The organism is Asanoa ishikariensis, from assembly GCF_900107455.1.
In the GTDB taxonomy this organism is placed as follows: Bacteria; Actinomycetota; Actinomycetes; order Mycobacteriales; family Micromonosporaceae; genus Asanoa; species Asanoa ishikariensis.
Window position 1 is genome coordinate 890,839 of sequence record NZ_FNQB01000003.1, and the last position, 19,945, is coordinate 910,783.

Here is a 19,945-nt window from a genome sequence, read left to right on the forward strand (position 1 = left end):
GTGCCACCATCGTGGCCACCTCGGCGGCGGTGCGGCAACGCCTGTCCGGGTGTCCGGTTGCGACTCTTGGTCACGGCTGGTGAGCTGTGGGTATGTCGGTAGGTGCGGTTTCGCAGATCCACGTCAGTGTGAGCGAGCTCGAGCGGTCCGTCCGGTTCTACCGGGACGTGCTCGGGGTGCCCTTCCTGTTTGATGTGCCGGGGCAGTCGATGGCGTTCTTCCAGAGCGGCGACGTGCGCCTCTATCTCGGCGTGCCCGAGTCCGAGGCGTTCGCCAGCAAGGTGACGCTCTACTTCAGCGTCGACGACCTCGTGGCCGAGCGCGAGCGGCTCGTCAAGGAAGGGGTCGGCTTCCTCGACGAGCCGCATCTCGTGCACCGCGACGAGCAGGGCGAGCTGTGGATGACGTTCTTCCGTGATCCGGACGGCCACAACCTGGCCCTGACCGAGACGCGTTAGAAGCCGGTCCGTCCGGCTCCGTACTGGTAGAGCGGGTTGCCGGTCGGCGTCGGCTGCTGGCCGGCGTCGATCTGGGCCCGCAGCGTGGCGCGCTGCGCCGCCGTGGCACCGAGGTCGTAGGGCAGGTCCCAGGCCTCGGTGGCGTCGGCCAGCACGTCACTGCCGCCCGGGCGGAGCACGTCGGCCAGGCTGCGCGGCAGTTGCCAGGGCAGCTTGCCGGTCGGCGCGTAGTCGCCGAACAGCAGGCTGGCCAGCGCCGGACCCATCTCCTCGCCACCGCGGTAGGTGACCACGATCGCGTTGGCGTCGGCGTTCCAGTCGGTGATCACGTACGGGCGGGGCAGCACCAGCGCGACCACCACCGGGATTCCGCGTGCCCGGAAACCCCTGATCAGCGCGAGCTGGTCCGGCGGCAGGTACGGTTGCTCCTTCACCCACTGTGTCCCGTGCGTGTAGGAGCCCTCCCCGACCGCCACGATCGCCACCTTCGGCGACGGCGCGTCACCGGAGACCACGTTCACGCCCGCCTGTGCACCCCGGGCTCGGATGGCGTCCAGCATGGTCTGCGACCCGTACTCCTGGTGGAAGTAGCTGGTCCAGATGCAGCACGCCGAGGTGTCCGTGGCCCGCGGGCCGGCGACGACGACCGTGTCCCCCGCGTTCAGGCGCAACGGCAGCACCGCGCCGTCGTTCTTCAGCAGCGTCATCGCCTCGCGGGAGGCCTGGTTCGCCAACGCCGTGTACGACGGCTGGTGCATCCGGTACGGGCCGTTGACCGGGTCGCCGTAGGGGTTCTCGAAGAGCCCTAGCTGGAACTTGATCCGCAGGACCCGGCGCACCGCGTCGTCGATCCGCGCCGCGGGGACACCGGCGACGAACGAGGCGATCGAGAAGCCGACCGCGCCCGGGTCCGCGCCGCCCATCACGTCGGAGCCCGCGCGAGCCGCGCCGACCCAGGAGCCCCAGGGCAGCCAGTCGGTGGTGATCAGGCCCTGGTAGCCCAGGTTCTGCCGGAGGTACGCGAGGATCGGCGCGCTGTCACCGGCACCGGGGCCGCCCGGGTCCAGCAGCGACGAACCGGCGTACCCGGGCATGATGTTGACCGCGCCGGCCTCCATCGCGGCCCGGAACGGGATCATGTGGTACTTGATCGTGACCCCGTCGTACACGATCAGGGCCTCGCCGCCCGCACCCTCACCGGGCCAGTGCTTGACGGTGGCCAGCACCGAGGCCGGGTTGAGCTCCGGGCCACCCTGCAGGCCCGCCACCAGCGCCCGGGTCTGTGCCGCGGCCACGTACGCGTTCTCGCCGTTGCCCTCCTGGATGCGCGGGTAGAGCACCTTGGTGCCGACCTCGGCCAGCGGGCCGAGCACGCCGCGGGTGCCGACCTCGAGCTGCTCCCGGCGCTGCATGTCGCCGAGCTTGTAGTCCAGCGCGTAGTTGCGGGCCGCGGCCAGCGCGCTCTGCGTCGGGTACGTCGTCTGGTAGCCGTGGATGGTGTCGCCGGCCGAAACGAACGGGATGCCCAGCCGGGTGCCGGACGAGCCGAGCAGCGCCGCGTGCAGGTCGGCCGCACCGGCCGGGCCGAAGTGCCAGCCGGAGCGCGGGAAGGCCTGCGCGTTGTAGAACATCTGGTACGCCTTCTCCTCGGCCGTCATCCGGCCGAGCAGGTCGTTGACCCGCGTCTCGATCGGCTGCCGCCAGTCCTCGTACGGCGCGATCGAGCCGTTGCGGTCGAGGTCCCGCGCACCGGCGACGACGTTCACGCCGTCGGCGACGGTCTCCAGCGTGGGCACGTAGACGCTGAAGCGGCGGATGTTCGACGTGCTGCTGCCGGTGGTGACGTACCACTTGTAGGTCCAGCGGTCGGCCATGTCCCAGCTCGGGGTGTAGCTGGTGCCGGTCACGGTGGCGACCCGCGTGTAGAGGTCGATCAGGTTGCCGGCCGCGGAGAAGTCGTAGTCGGTGCGGCTGACGTTGATCCAGACCTGGTAGCTCGTCGCGCCGCCGACCGCGGCCCAGGACAGCACCGGGCGTCGGGTGGTGGTGACCATCGCGGCGTCGGCCGGCGCGGTCAACGCGAACTGCCCGGTCGTCGCAGGTGGGCGGGTCGGGCTGGACAGCAACGGCGGGGTTGTGGCGCTGGTGTCGAGCGTGCCGAACGCCTGGAACTCCCAGAGCGAGTAGCCGTAGCCGGTCGCCCGCGCGGTGCCGTACATCCGCAGGAACCGACCGCTGCCGTTGACCGCGAGCCGCTCGACGCCGCCACGCCCGGCGGCGGTCGTGTAGATGGTCGTCCAGGTGGTGCCGTTGGTCGAGGTCTCCAGGCGGTACGCCGAGGCGTAGGCCCCCTCCCAGTTGAGCACCACCTGGTTGATGCTGGCGGTGCCGCCGAAGTCGATGCTGATCCACTGTGGATCGGCGAAGAGGCTGGACCAGCGGGTGTTGGTGCGGCCGTCGAGCGCGGCCGCCGGGGCGTTGCCGCCCTCGTACGACGAGGCGGCGACCGTCTTGAACGCGGAGATCGGCGTGCCGCCGGCCGGTGGTGGGTCGGTGGGCCCGCCGCCGCCGGTGGTGCCGAAGACCCGGAACTCCCACAGCGAGTAGCCATAGCCGGTGGTCCGGGCGGTGCCGTACATCCGCACGTAGCGCCCGGATCCGGTGACGGCCAGCGTCTGCGTGCCGCCGGCCCCGGTGGTGGTCGAGTAGATCGACTGCCATGGCCCGCCGGCCGCGGCGGAGACCTGGAGCTCGAAGGACCGCGCGGCCGCGGTCTCCCATACGAGCTCGACCTGGTCGACGGCGTACGTGGCACCGAGGTCGATCTGGATCCACTGTGGATCGGTGAAGACGCTGGACCAGCGGGTGCCGGCGTTGCCGTCGACGGCGGCCGACGCGGGGGTGCCGGCGTTCTCCGCCGAGGAGGCGGTGGCCGTCTTGCCCTGGGAGATCAGCGGGCCGGCGGCCGCGGCCGGTGTGGCGGTCAGCGCGCCGGCGACGAGCAGGGTGAGGATCGCGCCGGCGACGAGCAGCCGGCGGCGGGGTGGGGCTGGCATGTGCACTCCAATACGGGGACGGTCGGATTTGGAGAGCGCTCTCCCACAGGGTCACGACTCGGGCCGCTCCAGTCAAGGGCGCGAATATTCGCCGTTGTCGAATTGGTTCTTGACAAGGCCGCCGGACGGGACGAGCGTCTCCGCCTGAGAGCGCTCTCTCACCCTGCTTCCGTCCCCGCAGGAGTCGCGATGCCTCACACCCTGTCCCGCCGCCGCGCCGCGCTCGCCGTGGTCGCCGCGGCCACCCTCATCACCGCACTGTTCGTCGTGACCACCCGGTCGCGCGCCGACGCCGCCCTCGTCCTGGTCTCCCAGGGCAAGCCGGCCACGGCCTCGTCGACCGAGAACGCCGCCTCACCCGCGTCGGCCGCCGTCGACGGCAACGCCGGCACCCGCTGGTCGAGCGCCTTCGGCGATCCGCAGTGGATCCAGGTCGACCTCGGCGCGACCACCTCGGTCGGCCAGGTCGTGCTCCAGTGGGAGGCGGCGTACGCCCGTTCCTTCCAGATCCAGGTGGCCAGTGCGGCCGGTGGACCCTGGACCACCATCTACTCGACCACCACCGGGGCCGGCGGCACGCAGGCCCTGACCGTCACCGGCACCGGGCGCTACGTGCGGATGAACGGCACCGCGCGCGGGACGCCGTACGGGTACTCGCTCTGGGAGTTCCAGGTCTACGGGCTGATCGACACGGGCTGCTCCGGAAACGCCGCGCTGAACCGGCCGGCGGCCGCGTCGACCGTGGAGAACGCGACCATGCCCGCCTCGGCGGCGTTCGACGGCAACGCCGCGACACGCTGGTCCAGCACCTTCGCCGATCCGCAGTGGCTGCGGGTCGACCTGGGCAACACCCAGACGCTCTGCCAGGTGGTGTTGCAGTGGGAGCCGGCGTACGCCCGCGCCTTCCAGATCCAGGTCTCGTCAGGACCGGACGGCCCGTGGACCACGGTCTACTCGACCACGACCGGCACCGGCGGCACGCAGACCCTCGCGGTCTCCGGCTCGGGTCGCTACGTGCGGATGAACGGCACCGCGCGGGCCACCGCGTACGGCTACTCGCTGTGGGAGTTCGTCGTGCGTACCAGCGGAAGCGGACCCACCCCACCGCCGACGACCAACCCACCGCCGACCGGCGGCTTCTGGGGAGACACCGCGTCGATCCCGGCCGCGCAGAACGTGGTCATGGTCAAGGTCCTGAACCGGACCAACGGCCGCTACCCCGACAGCCAGGTCTACTGGAGCTACAACGGGCAGGTGCACTCGATCGCCGAGCAGCCCTACTTCGACATGCCGGCCAACACCGCCGGCCGGATGTACTTCCACCTCGGCTCGCCGACCAGTGAGTACAACGACTTCATCGAGTTCACCGTCGGGCCGAACGTGTTCAACGGCAACACCACCCGGGTCGACGCGTTCGCGCTGAAGCTGGCGATGCGGCTGCACTCCCGCGACGGCTACGACGCGTCGGTGGGCGAGACCGAGGCCACCTTCGCCGAGGACCGGGCGGTGACGTTCCAGCGGTTCAGCGACGCGGTGCCGGCCGAGTTCAAGCACCTCGCGACGATCCAGGCGCCGTACCGGATCCCGTCACCGGGGAACTCACCCCAGTTCCGGGCCGGTGGGCAGTACCAGAACTATCTGACGGCGTACGCGTCGCAGAACGGGCTCCCGGCAGCCACCTCGGACATCTTCGGCTGTGCCGGGCCGCTGGCCAACAACGCCGCCGGCTGCGCCGCCCTCAACCGGCACGTGGCGCACCTGCCGGCGGCGCAGCAGTCGAACCCGGCGAACTTCTACCAGGCTCCGCCGGCCAACTACTACGCCAAGTTCTGGCACGACCGCGCGATCAACAACCTGTCGTACGGCTTCCCGTACGACGACTACGCCGAGCAGTCCTCGTTCATCTCGCACGGCAGTCCCCAGTGGCTCCTGGTGGCCGTCGGCTGGTGATCCTCAGTTCAGCGACCCGGTCCGCATGCGGGCCGGGTCGCCCGCCAGGCAGACCACTCCGCGCTGGTCCCCTGGGTTCCAACTGAACGGGTCGTCGGGGTAGATGTAGCTGATCTCGATGCCCGGATCGTCGACGAAGGCGGGCGCGTACGCCTCGAACGCGTGCAGGCACCGGCTCGCCGCCTCGTCCTGCATGGCAAGGTCGGTCCCGCCGTAGGGCAGGTTCACGACGGCCACGACCTCGACCTCGTGCGGTTCCGTGCAGGCGACCGGCATCGCCTTGTCGAGCCTGAAGCGATCGTTGACCTCGTTGAGGCATCGCCCGGCGAGCATCTCCTCGATTCCGACCCGGCCCCGATCCACCGCGATCTCGTCCTCGCCGTGCATGAATAAGAAGCCGCAGACGGGCAGCACCACCAGCAGGACGGCCACCAGCCCCACCACGGCCGGGCGCGGCGGCGGCCGGAACCGGGGGTCGTCCTCGTCGAGCCGCCATGGCATCAACCTGGCGATCAGTCGCGATGTCGGGCTCGGGCCAAGATCAGTCACGAGCGGAAACGCTAGATGCGTCGCGCCCGAAAAGGATCATCCGAACCGGTCGATCCTCAGTCGCAGCGCGTGCCCAGGCCGATGTCGGCGGGGGCGCCCGCGTCGGCCAGCACGTCGACCTCGGGGCGCGCCCCCAGCGACGGCGTCGTCGACGGCACGGCGGTCGGCGTGGGCGTCGCCACCGCGCTCGGGCTGGGTGTCGGCTTCTTCGTCGGGAGCTTCTTCGACTCCGTCGGGGCGCCGGCGCCGCCCAGGCGTACCCGCGAGGTCTGGGTCGAGCCGGGTGCGAGCTGGACGCCGGTGGCGGTGGCCACGCGGCCGCGGACATCGGTGACCCGGACGCTGTAGGGGCCGGACCCGATCCCGCTGTCGATCAGCCAGTAGTTGTACGGCTCGCGGTGCGCGGACCGCCAGGAACCGCCCGGGCCCTTGGCCTCGACCTTGCGCAGCGCGTTGCCGGTGTTGTCGACCAGGACCGCGAACCAGTACGCGGACGCGCCTTCCTTGATGCGGAACGTCAGGTTGGCGGTCTTCGGGCTGGCCACGGTCGTGTAGGTGACCGGGATGATGCCGTCGACCGGGTCACCGATCTTCGCGAACGCCTCGCGGCTCAGGTCGATGTGGCCGGACGTGCACGGCGGGCACTGGTCGACCACCTTGACCCGGACGCTGCCGTTCGGCCCCTTGACGTCGAGGTATCCCCCGCACTTCGCGCCGTCGGCGTACTCGTCGGGTGAGAGGGCGACGAAGAGCCGGTCGGACGGCGGGCTCGGGTACGAGCAGTTGCCGCCGCTGTCGGTGTAGAAGGTCGCCTTGCCTGTGGTCGCCTGCGCCACGGCCGCGCAGGCGCTGCCCGCCCCGCGCAGGGCGAACACACCTGTCACGACGGCGGCCAGCGCGATCGCACCGCCCACCAACCACCAGCGTCGTTGCCATCCTGCGGTCACGGCGACCGATCCTGCCGTACGCGGGCGGGCCTGGCCAGGCGGACGTCAGCCGCAAGGCGTAGTACGCCCGGTTCGTCCGAGATGGTCGACCAGTCAATCCGGGCGTTGTCCGCCCGGATTGACTGGGACGTCCACACCTAGTGGATGGCGACCGGGACGGCGAGCGCGTCGTCCGGGGTGTCCGCCTTCTCGATCCGCTTGCGGGGCAGGAACAGCGCCGGCACCAGGCAGAGCACCACCAGCACGACGGCGATCGTCCAGGTGTGGCCGAACGCGTCGGCCAGCGACGCCCGGCCCTGCTCGAGCACCGCGGGCGGCACGTCGCTCGCGGCGGTCAGGCCCTGCGTCACCGCGCTGTACGCGGTGGCCTCCTGGCTGTCGAGAACCCGGTTGGTGAGGATCACCGACATCACCGCCGTGCCGATCGAGCCGGCGGTCTGCTGGATGATGTTCATCATCGTCGAGCCGCGCGCCACCTGCTGGTGGGTCAGCGACGCGAGCGCACCCGACATGATCGGCATCATCGTCATGCCCATGCCGAGCCCGCTGACGAACAACGAGCCGAGCAGCAGCACGTACGACGAGTCCGGGGTCACCTGGGTGAACGTGGCCATGCCGAGGGCGATCAGCAGCAGACCCGGCAGCACCAGCTTGCCCGGCCCGATCTTGTCGGTCAGCCGGCCGGCGAGCGGCATGGTCACCATCGCGCCGAGCCCCTGCGGTGCGATGAGCAGGCCGGCGTCGAGCGTGGACTGGCCCCGCACCTGCAGGAAGTAGCTGGGGAACAGCAGCATGGCGCCCATGAACGCGACCGTGAACAGGGTCAGCGTGACCGTGGCGACGGTCAGGTTGCGGTTCTTGAACAGGCTCAGGTCGATCAGCGCGTGCTGCTTGCGCAGGGCGTGCAGCACGAACGCGACCAGCAGCGCCAGGCCGACGAGCGCGGGAATCAGCACCTTGGCGGAGCCGACCTTGCCCTCACCCGGGATCGACGAGACGCCGTAGAGGAAGAGCGCCAGGCCCGGCGAGAGCAGCAGCATGCCGAGGAAGTCGAACGGCTCGGACGGCTGCGGCTGGTCCTTGGGCAGGATCCGCAGTGCCAGCACGAACGCCACGATGCCGATCGGCACGTTGATGAGGAAGATCCAGTGCCAACTCGCGGCCTCGATCAGCCAGCCGCCGAGGATCGGGCCACCGATCGGGCCGAGCAGCATCGGCACTCCGAGCACGGCCATCACGCGACCGACCCGATCCGGCCCGGCGGCCCGCGTCATGATCGTCATGCCGAGCGGCATCAGCATGCCGCCACCCAGGCCCTGCAGCGCGCGGAACACGATCAGCGGGCCGATGTCCCAGGCGAAGCTGCACAGCACCGAGCCGCCGACGAACAACACCAGCGAGAGCAGGTAGAGCCGCTTGGTGCCGAACCGGTCAGCGGCCCAGCCGGTGATCGGGATGACCGTCGCGAGGGCCAGCGTGTAGGCCGTCATCGTCCAGGCGACGGTGGCGTAGGTGGCGTTGAACTCCTGCTGGAACTTCGGCAGGGCAACGCTCACGACGGTGATGTCGAGGATCGACATGATGGCGCCGAGCACCACCACGCCGGCTACCTTGAGCACACCGCTGTCGAGCTTGTCGGACCCAGCCGCCGGCACGGCCTGCGTAGTCATACGCGATCTCCCCCCAGGATCGACCCGCCCCGATCGAGGCGACCCGATGTTCCCAGACACGCGTACGAACTTCGAAGCAAATTTCACGTTGGGTGATCGCGCTCACGTTTGACGCGCCGCTTAAATCCACAATTGACGGTGTTGGTCCACTTACTCGCCGTCATCGATGAGGTGCGGGCACTCGGACGTACGGAGGGCGCGCACGCGTCGCACCCGTCGGTAGCCTGAGTCGATGGGACCGACCGGCAGCGCGGTGTTCGCCGCCCCGCCGCTGCCGCCGGGCCCACGCCGGGCGCTGCTGGTCGCGACCACGGACTACGCCGACGGGCAGCTCGGCCGGCTGCGCTCCCCGACGCACGACGCCGCGGCGCTGAAGTCCGTCCTCGTCGACCCGTCGGTCGGCGGCTTCGACGTCACCCTGCTGGAGAACGCGGCGGCCGGCGAGGTGCGCGGCGCGATCGTCGACTTCGTCGAGAGCTGCGGTCGCCACGACCTCGCGCTGGTCTACCTCTCCTGCCACGGCATGCTGGACCCGCGGCGCCGGTTGTGGTTCGCGGCGCGCGACACCGTCAAGGCGCGGATGTCCGCGACCGCCGTGGAGGCGTCGTGGTTGATGGATCGGATGGCCGACTGCCGCGCGCGAGCGCAGGTCGTCATTCTCGACTGTTGCTTCAGCGGCGCCTTCGCCCAGGGCGCCAAGGGCGATGACGACGACGCGCTGGAACGGCAACTCCGGGCGCGCGGCACCGTCGTCCTCACGGCCTCGGGAGCGACCGAGTACTCCTTCGAAGGCGACCGGCTGGCCGGCCCCTCCGGTCCGTCGAGGTTCACCGCCGCCCTGGTCGAGGGCCTGCGCAGCGGTGCGGCCGACAACGACAACGACGGCCTGATCACGGTCGAGGACGCCTACGCGTTCGCGCATGACCGGGTGGTCGGCACCGCCGTCGGCCAGACCCCGCAACGGTGGTCGTTCGCCGCCCAGGGGCGGATCATTCTCGCCCGCAATCCCCTCGGCGTGCGGGTCCTGCCCGCCGCGATCCCGACGGACCTCCGGACCGTTCTCGATCACCCGCTGCCGGGGATTCGCATCGCCGCGGTCGAGACCCTCGGCGAGTGGCTCGGCAGCCACCATCCGGCGCACGTCCTCGCCGCCCGGGTCGAATTGCGCCGGATCGCCGACGAAGATCTTCCGCGGGTCGGTGACCGCGCCCGCGCGTTGCTGGGCGAACCGACCAGCGAGGAGGTCGGCAGGTCGGCGAAGCTGGCCGCCGACGCGGTCGACGCCGCTCACGCGTCCGCCAAGGAGATCGTCCGGCAGGCCGAGGCGAAGGCCGCGAAGATCATCGAGGAAGCGACGGAGGCGGGGAAGGCGATCCTGGCCGACGCGGAGAAACACGCGGCGCTCGCGGCCCGGGCCACCGCCGTTCCCACCCGACCGCCGGAAACCCGGACCACCGAGCCGCCGGCGGCGGTGCGGCCCCGAGCCCCTCGTATCGGCCCGCCGCCGGTGAGCAGAACCAGCGGAGGACCGCTCTCCGGCATCTGCCTATTGTGGATCGAGAGCTATCCCCCCGGAATCAGGGTTCTGACCGACCGGGTCCGTGCCGACGGCGCCATCGTCCACCTCGTGACCGACGTGGGGCAGGCGACGGCCATCGTCGGCCGGCATCCGATCAACGCGCTCGTATCCGACATCGATCGGGAGGGCGGCGCCGTGGGCTTCGACGATCTGGGGCGGTTGCGCGGGGCGGGATATCACGGACCGGCGATCTTCTTCACCAGGCGGACCACCGACGCCCGGGACCAGGCGGCACGCAAGGCCGGAGCGGCCGGCGCGGTCGAGACAGCGAACGAGATCGAAACCTGGCTGCGGGGCGTGCGCGACCGACTCCCGAGCCGATGAGTGCCAGTACCCTGTTGCGATGGCCGACACGCTCCGGATTCGGGTTGACGTAGCCGCTGACGTCGACGACGACCTGCTGGCCCGGATGGCCGGCGACCTCCGTGCCGAGTTGCTCGAGCTCGACGTCGAGTCGGTCACCCGCCCGGCCGGCCCGCCACCGAGCGGCAGCAAGGCAGGCGAGGCGCTCGCCATCGGCGCGCTGCTGATCGCCGTCGCGCCGTCGGTCGTGGAGGGACTGATGACGGTGCTGGCGTCGTGGCTGTCCCGGCAACCCGCCGACGTCACCGTCAAGATCGACGGCCAGGAGTTCGCCGGCACGGTCACCCGCAAGCAGCGCGACGCATTGGTCAACGCCTTCCTGGCCCGCGTAGCACCGCCCGACGACCAGGCATGACGCGGGCCGCGCTCAACGACGGGTGACGGACGACAGCACCCGGCACAGGGTGTCCAGGGCACCCGTCCAGGCGGTGCCCGAGGGTGCCGCGTAGTTGACCACCAGGGCGTCCCGGGCCGGTAGCTGCCACCGCGAGTCCGCCACCTCGTAGCGGAACTCGGCCATCCCGCTGACCGCGAGGTCCTCCCGGGCCGCCGCGTCGACGACCGCGCGCTCGGTGCCGGGTGGCAGCTCGATGACCACCTGGAGCCCGGCGGCCAGGCCGGACACATGGACGCCGGGCGCGTGCTGCGCGAGGGCGGCGACGAGTTGGTCACGGCGGCGGCGGTAGTGCAGCCGCGTCGTGCGGACATGCCGGTCGTAGGCGCTCGACGTGATGAACTCCGCCAGCGTGAGCTGGTCCAGCGCGCTGGACATCCAGTCGCTGTGGCCCTTGGCCGCCACGATGTCCGGCACGAGGTGGGCGGGCACCACCATCCAGGCCAGCCGCAACCCGGGCGCCAGTGACTTGCTCACCGTGCCGAAGTAGACCACCCGCTCCGGGTCCAGGCCCTGCAGGGCGCCCACCGGCTCGCGGTCGTAGCGGAACTCGCCGTCGTAGTCGTCCTCCAGGATCAGGCCGCCGGTCGCCCGCGCCCAGTCGACGACGGCGGCGCGGCGCTCCGGGTGCAACGCCACGCCCGTCGGGAACTGGTGCGCGGGTGTCAGCAGCACCGCGCCGACTCCGCGCAGCCGCGCCAGGTCGTCGACGCGCGCGCCGCGTTCGTCGACGTAGAGGGACGCCATCCGCATGCCGAGGTCGGCCAGCAGGTCGCGGTAGATGTCCAGGCCGTACGCCTCGACGGCCAGGGTTCGGACCTGCCGCGCCCGCAGCGCCAGGGCGACGAGCTGGAGTCCATGGTGGAACCCCGAGCAGATGATCACCCGGCCTGGCTCCACGTCCACGCCGCGGGCACGGGCCAGGTAGCCCGCGAGGGCGGTGCGCAGCTCGATGCGGCCGAGCGCGTCGCCGAGGGCGAACGCCTCGTTCGGGGCCGCGGTCAGGGCGCGGCGAGCGGCGGCGAGCCACAGCTTGCGGGGAAACTCGGCGAGGTTCGGCGAGCCGAGCAACAGGTTGTACGTCGGCCCGGGCGCGGTCGGTCGGGTCCGCGGCGCGGCGGGTCTGTCCCGTGGCTCGGCCCGCTTGGCCACCCGGGTCCCGGAGCCCTGCTGCGCGATGAGCCAACCCTCGGCGACGAGCTCGGCGTACGAGTCGGCCACCGTGTTGCGGGCGATGCCGAGATCGGCGGCGAGGGACCGCGACGACGGCAGCCGGGTGCCCGGGGTCAGCCGCCCGGTGCGCACTGCCTCGCGCAGGGCCTTGACGAAGCCGGCCCGCAGCCGATGCCCCTTGAGCTCCAGAAACAGGTCGGCGCCCGCCGAAGTGGCCCCCGATTCCCTCATAAAAGTGGACCATACTCCGGCGCCACTACGCGCCTAGCGTTGTCCGCATGACGAACAAGGAAGCTCACGAGGCAGGCCGGCTCAGCCCGACCCTGACGCGTGCCGCCGACGAGTTCGTGCTCACCACGGTGCTGCTGTTCCTGGCGTTGACGGTGATCCGGTGGCTACGCGATCCAAGCTCGCCACTGTTCGTCGCCGACCTGGGTTCCGCACTCGCCGTCGTCGGTGCGGTCAGCGGTGTGATCTTGACGGCGCTGATCCTGTCACCACTCGGCCGCCGCAGCGGCGGCCATATGAACCCTGCGGTCACGTTGACCCTGTGGCTGATGAGGCTGTTTCCCGGCCGCAACGTCCTGCCGTACGTGCTCGCCCAGCTCGCGGGTTCGGCGGCGGGGACGTTCCTCGGACGCCTAGTATGGGGCAGCCACGCCAGCACGCCGACGGTCAACTACGCGGCGATCAGGCCCGCGCCGACCTGGCAACCGGTGTCCGTCTTCGTGGCCGAGGTCCTCGGGATGCTGGTGCTGATCGCGCTGATCGGGTTCCTGCTCGACCGTCCGTCCTGGGCGCGCACGGTCCCGTACGTCATCGGCATCTATGTCGGCCTGGTCATCGCCCTGCTCGGACCGCTCAGCGGCGGCTCGATCAACCCGGCCCGACAGCTCGGCCCGGCCCTGCTGTCAGGGCAGAGCCTCGACCTGTGGATCTACCTGGTCGCGCCGATGCTCGGAGCGGCGCTGGGCGTCCTGGCCCACCGCCTGCTGGCCCAGCGGATCGCCTGCTTCACCACACCGCTGCGTCGGCACGCACACACCGAGCCTCCGCTGCCCAGCACCTGCCATTGACCGAACACCTCATGGGGGAATGATCAACATGCGTATCTTCGTCGCGGGCGCCACCGGCGCTGTTGGCCGGCAGCTCGTTCCACTCCTGCTCGAAGCGGGACACCAGGTCACCGGGATCTCCCGCAACCAGGCCGGCGCCGAGGCCATCCGGCGCCAGGGTGCGACCGCCCTGCTGGCGGACGCGTTCGACCGGGACGCGCTGCACCGGGCGGTGGCGGCCGCCGAACCGGACGCGGTCATCCACCAGCTCACCGACCTCGCCGGCGCCGACGGCGCGGCCACCGACCGGCTGCGCAAGGACGGCACTCGCAACCTCGTGGACGCGGCCAAGGCTGCCGGCGTCGGGCGGTTCATCGTCCAGTCGCTCGCCTGGGTGTACGAGCCCGGCGAGAAGCCGGCCGACGAGGCCACCCCGCTGGACTTCGGCGCGGAGCAGCCGCGCGGCGCGATGGTCGACGGCATCAAGGCGATGGAGGACACGGCCGCCGAGATCGGCACCGCGGTGTCCCTGCGGTTCGGCATCCTCTACGGCCCCGGCACCTGGTACGTGCCCGGCGGCCCGGTCGCCGCGGCGCTGTCCGGCGACCAGAGCGCGCGAATCCTCGCCTACCTCAAGGCCGACGGTTCGGTGAGCTCGTTCGTGCACGTGGTCGACGCCGCAAGGGCCACCGTCGCCGCGCTGGACTGGCCGTCCGGGCCCGTCAACGTGGTCGACGACGAGCCCGCGCCGGGCCGCGACTGGCTGCCGGTGCTGTCCGCCGCGCTGGGCGTTCCCACGCCCGGGCCGACCCCGGGCCAGCTCGAGTGGGCCCGCGGCGCGTCCAACGAGCTCGCCCGGACCCGGGACTGGAACCCGCTGCACCCGACGTGGCGGTCCGGCTTCGCGGCGCAGCAGGCATGACCGCGGCGACCTTCCGCGCCCTGCACCACGGCCGCGCCGCCGGGGACCCGCTCGTTCTGCCGGGCCCCTGGGACGCGGCCAGCGCCCGGGTCTTCGCCGAAGCCGGCTTCCCGGCGCTCGCCATCCCCGAGCGCCGGGATCGCCGCGTCGCTCGGTCACCATGACGGTTCCACGCCACCCGACGAGATGTTCGCCGCGGTGGCGCGGATCGTCCGGGCCGTCGAGGTGCCGGTCTCCGCCGACGTCGAGGACGGGTACGGCCTCGCGCCGAAGGAGCTGGTCTACCGGCTGCTCGAGGCCGGCGCCGTCGGCTGCAACCTCGAGGACTCCGTCGGGCACGCCGTGTTGAAAGACCCCGCCCGGCACGCGGACTGGCTGGCCGAGGTGCGCGCGGAGGCCGGCGACGAGCTGTTCGTCAACGCCCGCGTCGACACCTTCCTGTTCGGCACCGGTGACCCCGCCGACGCCGTGGCGCGCGCCCGGTTCTACCTGGCCGCCGGCGCCGACTGCGTCTATCCGCTGCTGGCACCCCACGAGGTCTTCCCCGTGCTGCGTGCCGGCATCGAGGGCCCGATCAACATGGCAGCCGGCCCGGAGTCGGTCGCCGAGGTTGCCCGGCTGGGCGCGACCCGGATCACCTTCGGCCCTTCGCTGCTGCAATACGCGATGTCGGCGACCAGCGAGGTGGCGGCCAGGCTGATCATGGCGTCGTGACGTCGGCCAGCTCGCGATCCTCCGAGGTCGCGTCCAGGTGCCGGCGCAGCTTCGCGCCCTCCAGGTCGACGTCCGGCAGGATCCGGTCGAGCCAGCGCGGCAGCCACCACGCCGACCGGCCGAGCATCGACATCACCGCGGGTACGAGGGTCAGCCGCACCACGAACGCGTCGATGGCGACACCCACGGCCAGCGCGAAGCCGATCGACTTGATCACGGGATCGTCCAGCAGGATGAAGCCGGCGAACACCGCGGTCATGATCAGGGCAGCCGCGGTCACCACCCGGGCGCCGTGGCCCATCCCGCTGACGGTGGCCCGCGTCGGCGTGTCACCGTGCACGAAGTCCTCGCGCATCCGCGACACCAGGAAGACCTCGTAGTCCATCGCCAGGCCGAACAGGATGCCGATCAGCAGGATCGGCAGGAAGCTGACCAGCGGTCCCGGGGTGTCGAGACCGACGAGCCCGGCCAGGTGGCCCTGCTGGAACACGAGGGTGGTCAGCCCGAACGTCGCGCCGACCGTGAGCAGGAAGCCCAGCGCCGCCTTGATCGGCACCAGCACCGACCGGAACACGACGCCCAGGAGCAGGACCGACAGCCCGACGACCAGCAGCAGGTACGTGGGCAGCGCGTGGGACAGCTTCGTCGACACGTCGATGCCGACCGCGGTCTGGCCCGTGATTGCGACATCGGCACCGGCCACGTCGTGGACCTTGGCCCGGACGTCGTGCACCAGCGTCTCGGTGGCGGGGTCGGTCGGCCCGGTCTTGGGCAGCACGCCGAGCAGCGCGGTCTTCCCGTCCTGGCTGAGGTTCGGCGGCGTCACGGCCAGCAGGTTGGGCGTACCCGCGAGGTCATGGGAGACCTCGGCCACCGCGGCGGTGGTGGAAGCCGCGCTGTCGGTGCTGACCACCAGGGCGAGGCGCCCGGTGAAGCCGGGACCGAAGCCCTCGGTGATCAGATCGTTGGCGGCCCGGGCGGGGCTGCCGACGGGCGCGGTGCTGGCGTCGGGCAGCGCGAGGCGCATGTCCATGGCCGGCAGGGCCAGCGCGCCGATTCCGAGCACGCCGGCCAGCAGCAACGGCACCCGGAACCGGATCACCAGACGGGCCCACCGGAAGCCGGCCGGCTCGCGGCGGTGTGCCTGCTCGAGGGTGACCGCCTTGCGGGGCAGCACGCGCCGACCGGCGAAGCCGAGCAGCGCGGGCAACAGGGTGATCGCGACCAGCACCGCGACCGCGACGGTGCCGGCGGCGGCGAGGCCCATGACCGTCAGGAACGGGATGCCGACCAGGGCGAGCCCGGCCAGCGCGATGACCACCGTGCCGCCGGCGAACAACACGGCCGAGCCGGCGGTGCCCAGGGCCCGGCCGGCGGCCTCGGGCGGTGGCACGCCGTCACGGACGTGCTGGCGGTAGCGGGAGGTGATGAACAGCGAGTAGTCGATGCCGACGGCCAGGCCGAGCATCAGCGCGAGGATCGGCGCGGTGCTGGTCAGCCCCACGAAGCCGCTGAGCGCGAACAGCCCGGCCATGCCGGCGCCGACCCCGATCAGCGCGGTCAGCATGGTCATCCCGGCGGCGACCAGCGAGCCGAAGGTGACCACGAGGACCACCAGCGCGATCAGCACGCCGATGCCCTCGGTGCCGCCTACCTCCGCCTTGTTGTGCATGACCTCGCCGCCGTGCTCGACCCGCAGGCCGGCCTGCTCGGCGGCGGTGCCGGAGTGGGCGTACGCGGCGCGCTGCGCGTCGGTGATCGCGTCGTCCTGGGCCGCGAACTGCACCTGGACCAGCGCGTGCCGGCCGTCCTGCGAGACCGCGCCGGTCTTGAACGGGTCGACCGCCGCGACCGCGCCCGGCAGGGATCCCGCCTCGCGGACCACCGCCTCGACGGCCGCCTTGGCATCGGTGTCCTGCAACGTGCGGCCCTGCGGCGCGGCGATCACGATCGTGCCGGTGGTGCCGCTGGCCGCCGGGAACTCGCGGGCTAGCGCGTCGATAGCGTGCTGCGACTCCGTACCCGGCATGGTGAAGTCGTTGGTGGTCGGCTTCATGAACGCGGCGGCGGCACCGCCGAGCGCGACCAGGGCGACGAGCCAGAGGGCGACGACCAGCCGGCGCCGTTGGAAGGACGCGCGGCCGAGGCGATAAAGGGCAGTTGCCATGTCTCCCTCATGAGGGCGGGGGTGGCATGGACCATGCCCGGCAAAGCTGATTATCGGCTCTCAGCTTGACCCGGATGTGAAAAACGTCCCAGGTTGCGGCGTGATCAGAAACCCGGCGTCATCTACATGAGTCGTGCCAAACTGGCGCGGTGCGAGCGGTGCCGGGGTGGGCCCTGGTCTCGGCGATCCTGGCCCCGATCTTTCTCCTTGCTGGACTCGTGCTGGGCACCGCCCGCCAGTCGGCCAGCTACAGCTCGACCCGCGACACCATCAGCGCGCTCGGCGGGCTCGGTGCCACCGACCGCTGGATCATGGTGATCGGCTTCACGGGCATGGGCATCTGCTTCATCCTGACCGGCATCGGCCTGCGCCCCGCCATGATGGCCGGCCGGGTCGTGATGGTCTTCGGCGGCAGCGTCTCACTGATCTCCGCGTTCTTCCCGCAGCCGGTGCAGGGCACCTCCGCGATGCACGGCCTGGTGGCCGGGGCGGCCTTCGTCGCGCTGGCGGTCTGGCCCGCCTTCGCCTTCCGCACGGACGACCTCGCGCCCTGGTCGTTGCGGCCGACCGCGTCGCTGGTCGCGACCGGGATAATGATCGGCCTGATGTTCTGGTTCGCCACCGAGCTGTTCAACCGCGGGGACCAGATCGGTCTCACCGAACGCTTCCTGGCCGCCGCCGAGTGCCTCTGGCCGGTCGTGGTGGTGTTCAACGCCCGCCAACTCGCCCCGGTGGTCAGCCACGCGGTCACCGACGAGCCGGGTTGACGGACGCAGCATGCTTTCCCCATGGCGCCCAACGCGGTCATCGTCCACGGCATGCCCCCATGGAACGAGTTCTACGATCCGACGCAGCCCTCCCCCTCCAACCACCATTGGCTGCCCTGGCTGGCCAAGCAGCTGATCATCCGGGAGATCCCGGCACACACACCGGAGATGCCGCACGCGTTCCGGCCCGAGTTCGGCGCCTGGAGCCGCGAGTTCGCCCGCTACGACGTGGGACCCGAGACGCTGCTGGTCGGGCACAGTTGCGGCGCCGGTTTCCTGGTGCGGTGGCTGACCGAGCACCCCGCGGTGCGGGTCGGGCGGGTGCTGCTCGTCGCGCCCTTCCTTGACCCGACCGGCCGGCGGGCGACCGGAATGCGGTTCCGTGAGGTGCTGCTGCGGCCCACGCTGGTCGGGCAGACCGCCGGACTGACCATCCTGCACTCCGACGACGACAACCCCGACATCCAGCGCAGCGTCGCCGAGCTCCGGGCGGCCCTGCCGGATGCGGGCTACGTCGAGGTGCACGGGCGCGGCCACCTGGCCGACGGTCCGGGCAGCACGCTGCCGGAGGCGCTCGTCGCGCTCGGGCTCGGCCCGCCCCGATAGGACATTGCCGCCGCGCGGCCCGGTGCGGCCCGGTAGCGTCCGGGCATGACGTTCCGAGAGCTCCACGACGGCGCGTTGCCCCTGCTGCTGCCCAACGCGTGGGACGTCGCCTCGGCGCTCGCGTTCGTCGAGGCCGGCTTCCCCGCGGTCGGCACCACGAGCTTCGGTGTCGCCGCGGGCCTGGGCATACCGGACGGCCGGGCCGCGACCCGCGACGCCTCCCGTGCCCTCGCCCACGCCCTGTCGGCCCTGCCGGCCTTCGTCTCCGTCGACATCGAGGACGGCTACTCGGCCGACCCGGGTGAGGTCGCGGAGTACGTCGCGAGCCTGGGCGTCGCGGGTGTCAACGTGGAGGACAGCACCGACGGACGGCTGGTCGAACCGGCCGCGCACGCCGAGAAGATCGCCGCGATCAAGGCCCGCAACCCCGACGTGTACGTCAACGCCCGCAGCGACACGTACTGGCTGGGCCAGGACGCCACCCTGTCGGCGACGCTGGAGCGGGCCGCGGCCTACGTCTCGGCCGGTGCGGACGGCATCTTCGTTCCCGGCGCGACGAAGCCGGCCGAGTTGCGCGACCTGGCGGTCAACCTCCCGGTGCCGCTCAACGTGTTGGTGATCCCGGAGCTGTCCCTGCCGCATCTGGCCGACCTGGGCATCCGCCGGGTCAGCACGGGCTCACTCCCCTACCGGGCCGCCCTCGACGCGGCGGTCGCGGTGGCCATCGGCGTACGCGACGGGGTGGCGCCGCCGGCGGTGACCTCATATGCGGAGATACAGGACCGCCTGATCCGCTACGCCCGTTAGTCCATGGCCAGGTCGTTCGTGGCCCGGCCGTTCGTGGCCCGGCCGTTCGTGGCCCGGCCGTTCGTGGCCTGGCCCGTTCGCGGCCTGGCCCGTTCGCGGCCCGGCCTGTTCGTGGCCCGTTAGTCCGTGGCGAGGCGGGCGTGCAGGTGCGTGTCGTGCCACCCGTCGGCGTGCTTGGCCTCGGCCCGCTTGGTGCCCTCCAGGACGAAGCCGGCCCGTTCGGCGACCGCGCACGAGGCCGGGTTGGCGGTCGAATGGGCGACCTCGATCCGGTGCAGCCCGAGCTTGCCGAACGACCAGCCCGTGAGCGCGGTCAGCGCCCGCCCGGCGATCCCGGCGCCGCGGGCGGTGGGTAGCACCCAGTAGGAGACCTCCGCCAGACCCTCGGCCAGATCGATCCGGCGCAGGCTGATCTGGCCGGCCACCGCGCCGTCGCGCTCGATCGCGAAACCGGCGCCGCTCTCCCCGCTCCAGCGGCCGCGCCACGAGGCGATCCAGGCGTCGGCCTCCAGCGGGGTCATCGAGCGGCAGTGCCAGCGCTGGACGTCCGGGTCGGCGTAGCCGGCCAGCACCAGCTCGCGGTCATCCGGACGCCAGGGCCGCAACCGGACACCGTCGCCGTCGATCTCGGGCTGTTTGGTCGCGGACATCGCGCCGGGCGGCACCGCGGGAGTCACAAGAGAAGGCACCCGGCGACGATATCCGCGCTGATCAGCCTGTTGCTCCGGGGGGCTTTGCTCTGCACCCACATACGCACCACCCCTGGGC

The 19,945-nt window shown here is 71.6% G+C and carries 18 protein-coding genes; 11 read left to right on the plus strand and 7 right to left on the minus strand.

The genetic code is table 11. The annotated features are described in order from the left end of the window. The first annotated feature begins 92 nt into the window (after positions 1-92). The gene (locus BLV39_RS28150) at positions 93-458 is read left to right on the plus strand and encodes a VOC family protein (protein ID WP_090799375.1); all 366 of its coding nucleotides are present in this window, start codon (positions 93-95) and stop codon (positions 456-458) included. Here the strand turns inward: BLV39_RS28150 and BLV39_RS28155 are convergent. Continuing rightward, positions 455-3,514, minus strand: a complete 3,060-nt coding sequence (locus BLV39_RS28155; protein ID WP_090799378.1) for a discoidin domain-containing protein — start codon at positions 3,512-3,514, stop codon at positions 455-457. The genes BLV39_RS28150 and BLV39_RS28155 overlap by 4 nt on opposite strands. Positions 3,515-3,703: 189 nt before the next feature. On the opposite strand from BLV39_RS28155, the gene BLV39_RS28160 reads away from it, so the two are divergent. Further along, on the plus strand, positions 3,704-5,464 hold the full coding sequence (locus tag BLV39_RS28160) for a discoidin domain-containing protein (protein WP_090799381.1): 1,761 nt from the start codon (positions 3,704-3,706) through the stop codon (positions 5,462-5,464). 3 nt (positions 5,465-5,467) lie between these two features. Here BLV39_RS28160 and BLV39_RS28165 read toward each other — a convergent pair whose 3' ends face one another. From BLV39_RS28165 to BLV39_RS28175, 3 genes are all read right to left on the minus strand, one after another. Next, positions 5,468-6,013, minus strand: a complete 546-nt coding sequence (locus BLV39_RS28165; protein WP_143049911.1) for a septum formation family protein — start codon at positions 6,011-6,013, stop codon at positions 5,468-5,470. A 56-nt stretch (positions 6,014-6,069) separates the two neighbouring features. After that, positions 6,070-6,960, minus strand: coding sequence for an expansin EXLX1 family cellulose-binding protein (locus BLV39_RS28170; protein ID WP_090799386.1), 891 nt, complete (start codon positions 6,958-6,960; stop codon positions 6,070-6,072). A gap of 137 nt (positions 6,961-7,097) precedes the next feature. Beyond that, positions 7,098-8,630, minus strand: coding sequence for a DHA2 family efflux MFS transporter permease subunit (locus BLV39_RS28175; protein WP_090799389.1), 1,533 nt, complete (start codon positions 8,628-8,630; stop codon positions 7,098-7,100). Between the two features lie 232 nt (positions 8,631-8,862). Here BLV39_RS28175 and BLV39_RS28180 point away from each other — a divergent pair, with 232 nt between their 5' ends. After that, complete coding sequence (locus BLV39_RS28180; RefSeq protein ID WP_090799392.1) at positions 8,863-10,533, plus strand: caspase, EACC1-associated type; 1,671 nt, start codon at positions 8,863-8,865, stop codon at positions 10,531-10,533. A gap of 19 nt (positions 10,534-10,552) precedes the next feature. Then, a complete protein-coding gene (locus BLV39_RS28185; protein ID WP_090799395.1) occupies positions 10,553-10,927 on the plus strand; it encodes a hypothetical protein in 375 nt (124 codons plus the stop codon). 12 nt (positions 10,928-10,939) lie between these two features. On the opposite strand, the gene pdxR is transcribed toward BLV39_RS28185, so the two are convergent. Continuing rightward, positions 10,940-12,370: a MocR-like pyridoxine biosynthesis transcription factor PdxR gene (gene pdxR / locus BLV39_RS28190; protein WP_090799397.1), complete on the minus strand. Its 1,431-nt coding sequence runs from the start codon at positions 12,368-12,370 to the stop codon at positions 10,940-10,942. 47 nt (positions 12,371-12,417) lie between these two features. Between pdxR and BLV39_RS28195 the strand changes: the two genes are divergently transcribed. Genes BLV39_RS28195 through BLV39_RS28205 form a run of 4 tightly spaced genes read left to right on the plus strand, consistent with a single transcriptional unit; the run spans position 12,418 to position 14,830 of the window. Further along, a complete protein-coding gene (locus tag BLV39_RS28195) occupies positions 12,418-13,215 on the plus strand; it encodes an MIP/aquaporin family protein (protein WP_090799400.1) in 798 nt (265 codons plus the stop codon). A gap of 19 nt (positions 13,216-13,234) precedes the next feature. Beyond that, positions 13,235-14,116: an NAD-dependent epimerase/dehydratase family protein gene (locus BLV39_RS28200; RefSeq protein ID WP_204082601.1), complete on the plus strand. Its 882-nt coding sequence runs from the start codon at positions 13,235-13,237 to the stop codon at positions 14,114-14,116. Beyond that, the gene (locus BLV39_RS44365) at positions 14,113-14,280 is read left to right on the plus strand and encodes an isocitrate lyase/phosphoenolpyruvate mutase family protein (protein ID WP_239083437.1); all 168 of its coding nucleotides are present in this window, start codon (positions 14,113-14,115) and stop codon (positions 14,278-14,280) included. Before BLV39_RS28200 ends, BLV39_RS44365 begins: the two co-directional genes overlap by 4 nt. Before the next feature lie 22 nt (positions 14,281-14,302). Continuing rightward, positions 14,303-14,830 (plus strand): isocitrate lyase/phosphoenolpyruvate mutase family protein, encoded by a 528-nt coding sequence (locus BLV39_RS28205; RefSeq protein WP_239083436.1) that lies wholly within the window; start codon positions 14,303-14,305, stop codon positions 14,828-14,830. On the opposite strand, the gene BLV39_RS28210 is transcribed toward BLV39_RS28205, so the two are convergent. Continuing rightward, positions 14,817-16,997, minus strand: coding sequence for an MMPL family transporter (locus tag BLV39_RS28210; protein WP_090799403.1), 2,181 nt, complete (start codon positions 16,995-16,997; stop codon positions 14,817-14,819). The genes BLV39_RS28205 and BLV39_RS28210 overlap by 14 nt on opposite strands. Positions 16,998-17,146: 149 nt before the next feature. On the opposite strand from BLV39_RS28210, the gene BLV39_RS28215 reads away from it, so the two are divergent. Genes BLV39_RS28215 through BLV39_RS28225 form a run of 3 tightly spaced genes read left to right on the plus strand, consistent with a single transcriptional unit; the run spans position 17,147 to position 19,177 of the window. After that, positions 17,147-17,764, plus strand: a complete 618-nt coding sequence (locus tag BLV39_RS28215) for a DUF998 domain-containing protein (RefSeq protein ID WP_090799405.1) — start codon at positions 17,147-17,149, stop codon at positions 17,762-17,764. A gap of 21 nt (positions 17,765-17,785) precedes the next feature. Beyond that, positions 17,786-18,370: an RBBP9/YdeN family alpha/beta hydrolase gene (locus tag BLV39_RS28220; RefSeq protein ID WP_090799408.1), complete on the plus strand. Its 585-nt coding sequence runs from the start codon at positions 17,786-17,788 to the stop codon at positions 18,368-18,370. Between the two features lie 45 nt (positions 18,371-18,415). Then, positions 18,416-19,177 (plus strand): isocitrate lyase/PEP mutase family protein, encoded by a 762-nt coding sequence (locus BLV39_RS28225; protein ID WP_090799411.1) that lies wholly within the window; start codon positions 18,416-18,418, stop codon positions 19,175-19,177. 119 nt (positions 19,178-19,296) lie between these two features. Here the strand turns inward: BLV39_RS28225 and BLV39_RS28230 are convergent, their stop codons facing one another. Beyond that, on the minus strand, positions 19,297-19,866 hold the full coding sequence (locus BLV39_RS28230; RefSeq protein ID WP_239083435.1) for a GNAT family N-acetyltransferase: 570 nt from the start codon (positions 19,864-19,866) through the stop codon (positions 19,297-19,299). Between the last annotated feature and the right edge of the window lie 79 nt (positions 19,867-19,945).

Bases quoted from the DNA above. Each gene is read 5' to 3' on its own strand.
- BLV39_RS28225 (WP_090799411.1), top strand. From the start codon at position 18,416: ATGACGTTCCGAGAGCTCCACGACGGCGCGTTGCCCCTGCTGCTGCCC.
- BLV39_RS28210 (WP_090799403.1), bottom strand. From the start codon at position 16,997: ATGGCAACTGCCCTTTATCGCCTCGGCCGCGCGTCCTTCCAACGGCGC.
- BLV39_RS28205 (WP_239083436.1), top strand. From the start codon at position 14,303: ATGTTCGCCGCGGTGGCGCGGATCGTCCGGGCCGTCGAGGTGCCGGTC.
- pdxR (WP_090799397.1), bottom strand. From the start codon at position 12,370: ATGAGGGAATCGGGGGCCACTTCGGCGGGCGCCGACCTGTTTCTGGAG.
- BLV39_RS28220 (WP_090799408.1), top strand. From the start codon at position 17,786: ATGGCGCCCAACGCGGTCATCGTCCACGGCATGCCCCCATGGAACGAG.
- BLV39_RS28150 (WP_090799375.1), top strand. From the start codon at position 93: ATGTCGGTAGGTGCGGTTTCGCAGATCCACGTCAGTGTGAGCGAGCTC.
- BLV39_RS44365 (WP_239083437.1), top strand. From the start codon at position 14,113: ATGACCGCGGCGACCTTCCGCGCCCTGCACCACGGCCGCGCCGCCGGG.
- BLV39_RS28200 (WP_204082601.1), top strand. From the start codon at position 13,235: ATGATCAACATGCGTATCTTCGTCGCGGGCGCCACCGGCGCTGTTGGC.
- BLV39_RS28195 (WP_090799400.1), top strand. From the start codon at position 12,418: ATGACGAACAAGGAAGCTCACGAGGCAGGCCGGCTCAGCCCGACCCTG.
- BLV39_RS28160 (WP_090799381.1), top strand. From the start codon at position 3,704: ATGCCTCACACCCTGTCCCGCCGCCGCGCCGCGCTCGCCGTGGTCGCC.
- BLV39_RS28155 (WP_090799378.1), bottom strand. From the start codon at position 3,514: ATGCCAGCCCCACCCCGCCGCCGGCTGCTCGTCGCCGGCGCGATCCTC.
- BLV39_RS28175 (WP_090799389.1), bottom strand. From the start codon at position 8,630: ATGACTACGCAGGCCGTGCCGGCGGCTGGGTCCGACAAGCTCGACAGC.
- BLV39_RS28185 (WP_090799395.1), top strand. From the start codon at position 10,553: ATGGCCGACACGCTCCGGATTCGGGTTGACGTAGCCGCTGACGTCGAC.
- BLV39_RS28180 (WP_090799392.1), top strand. From the start codon at position 8,863: ATGGGACCGACCGGCAGCGCGGTGTTCGCCGCCCCGCCGCTGCCGCCG.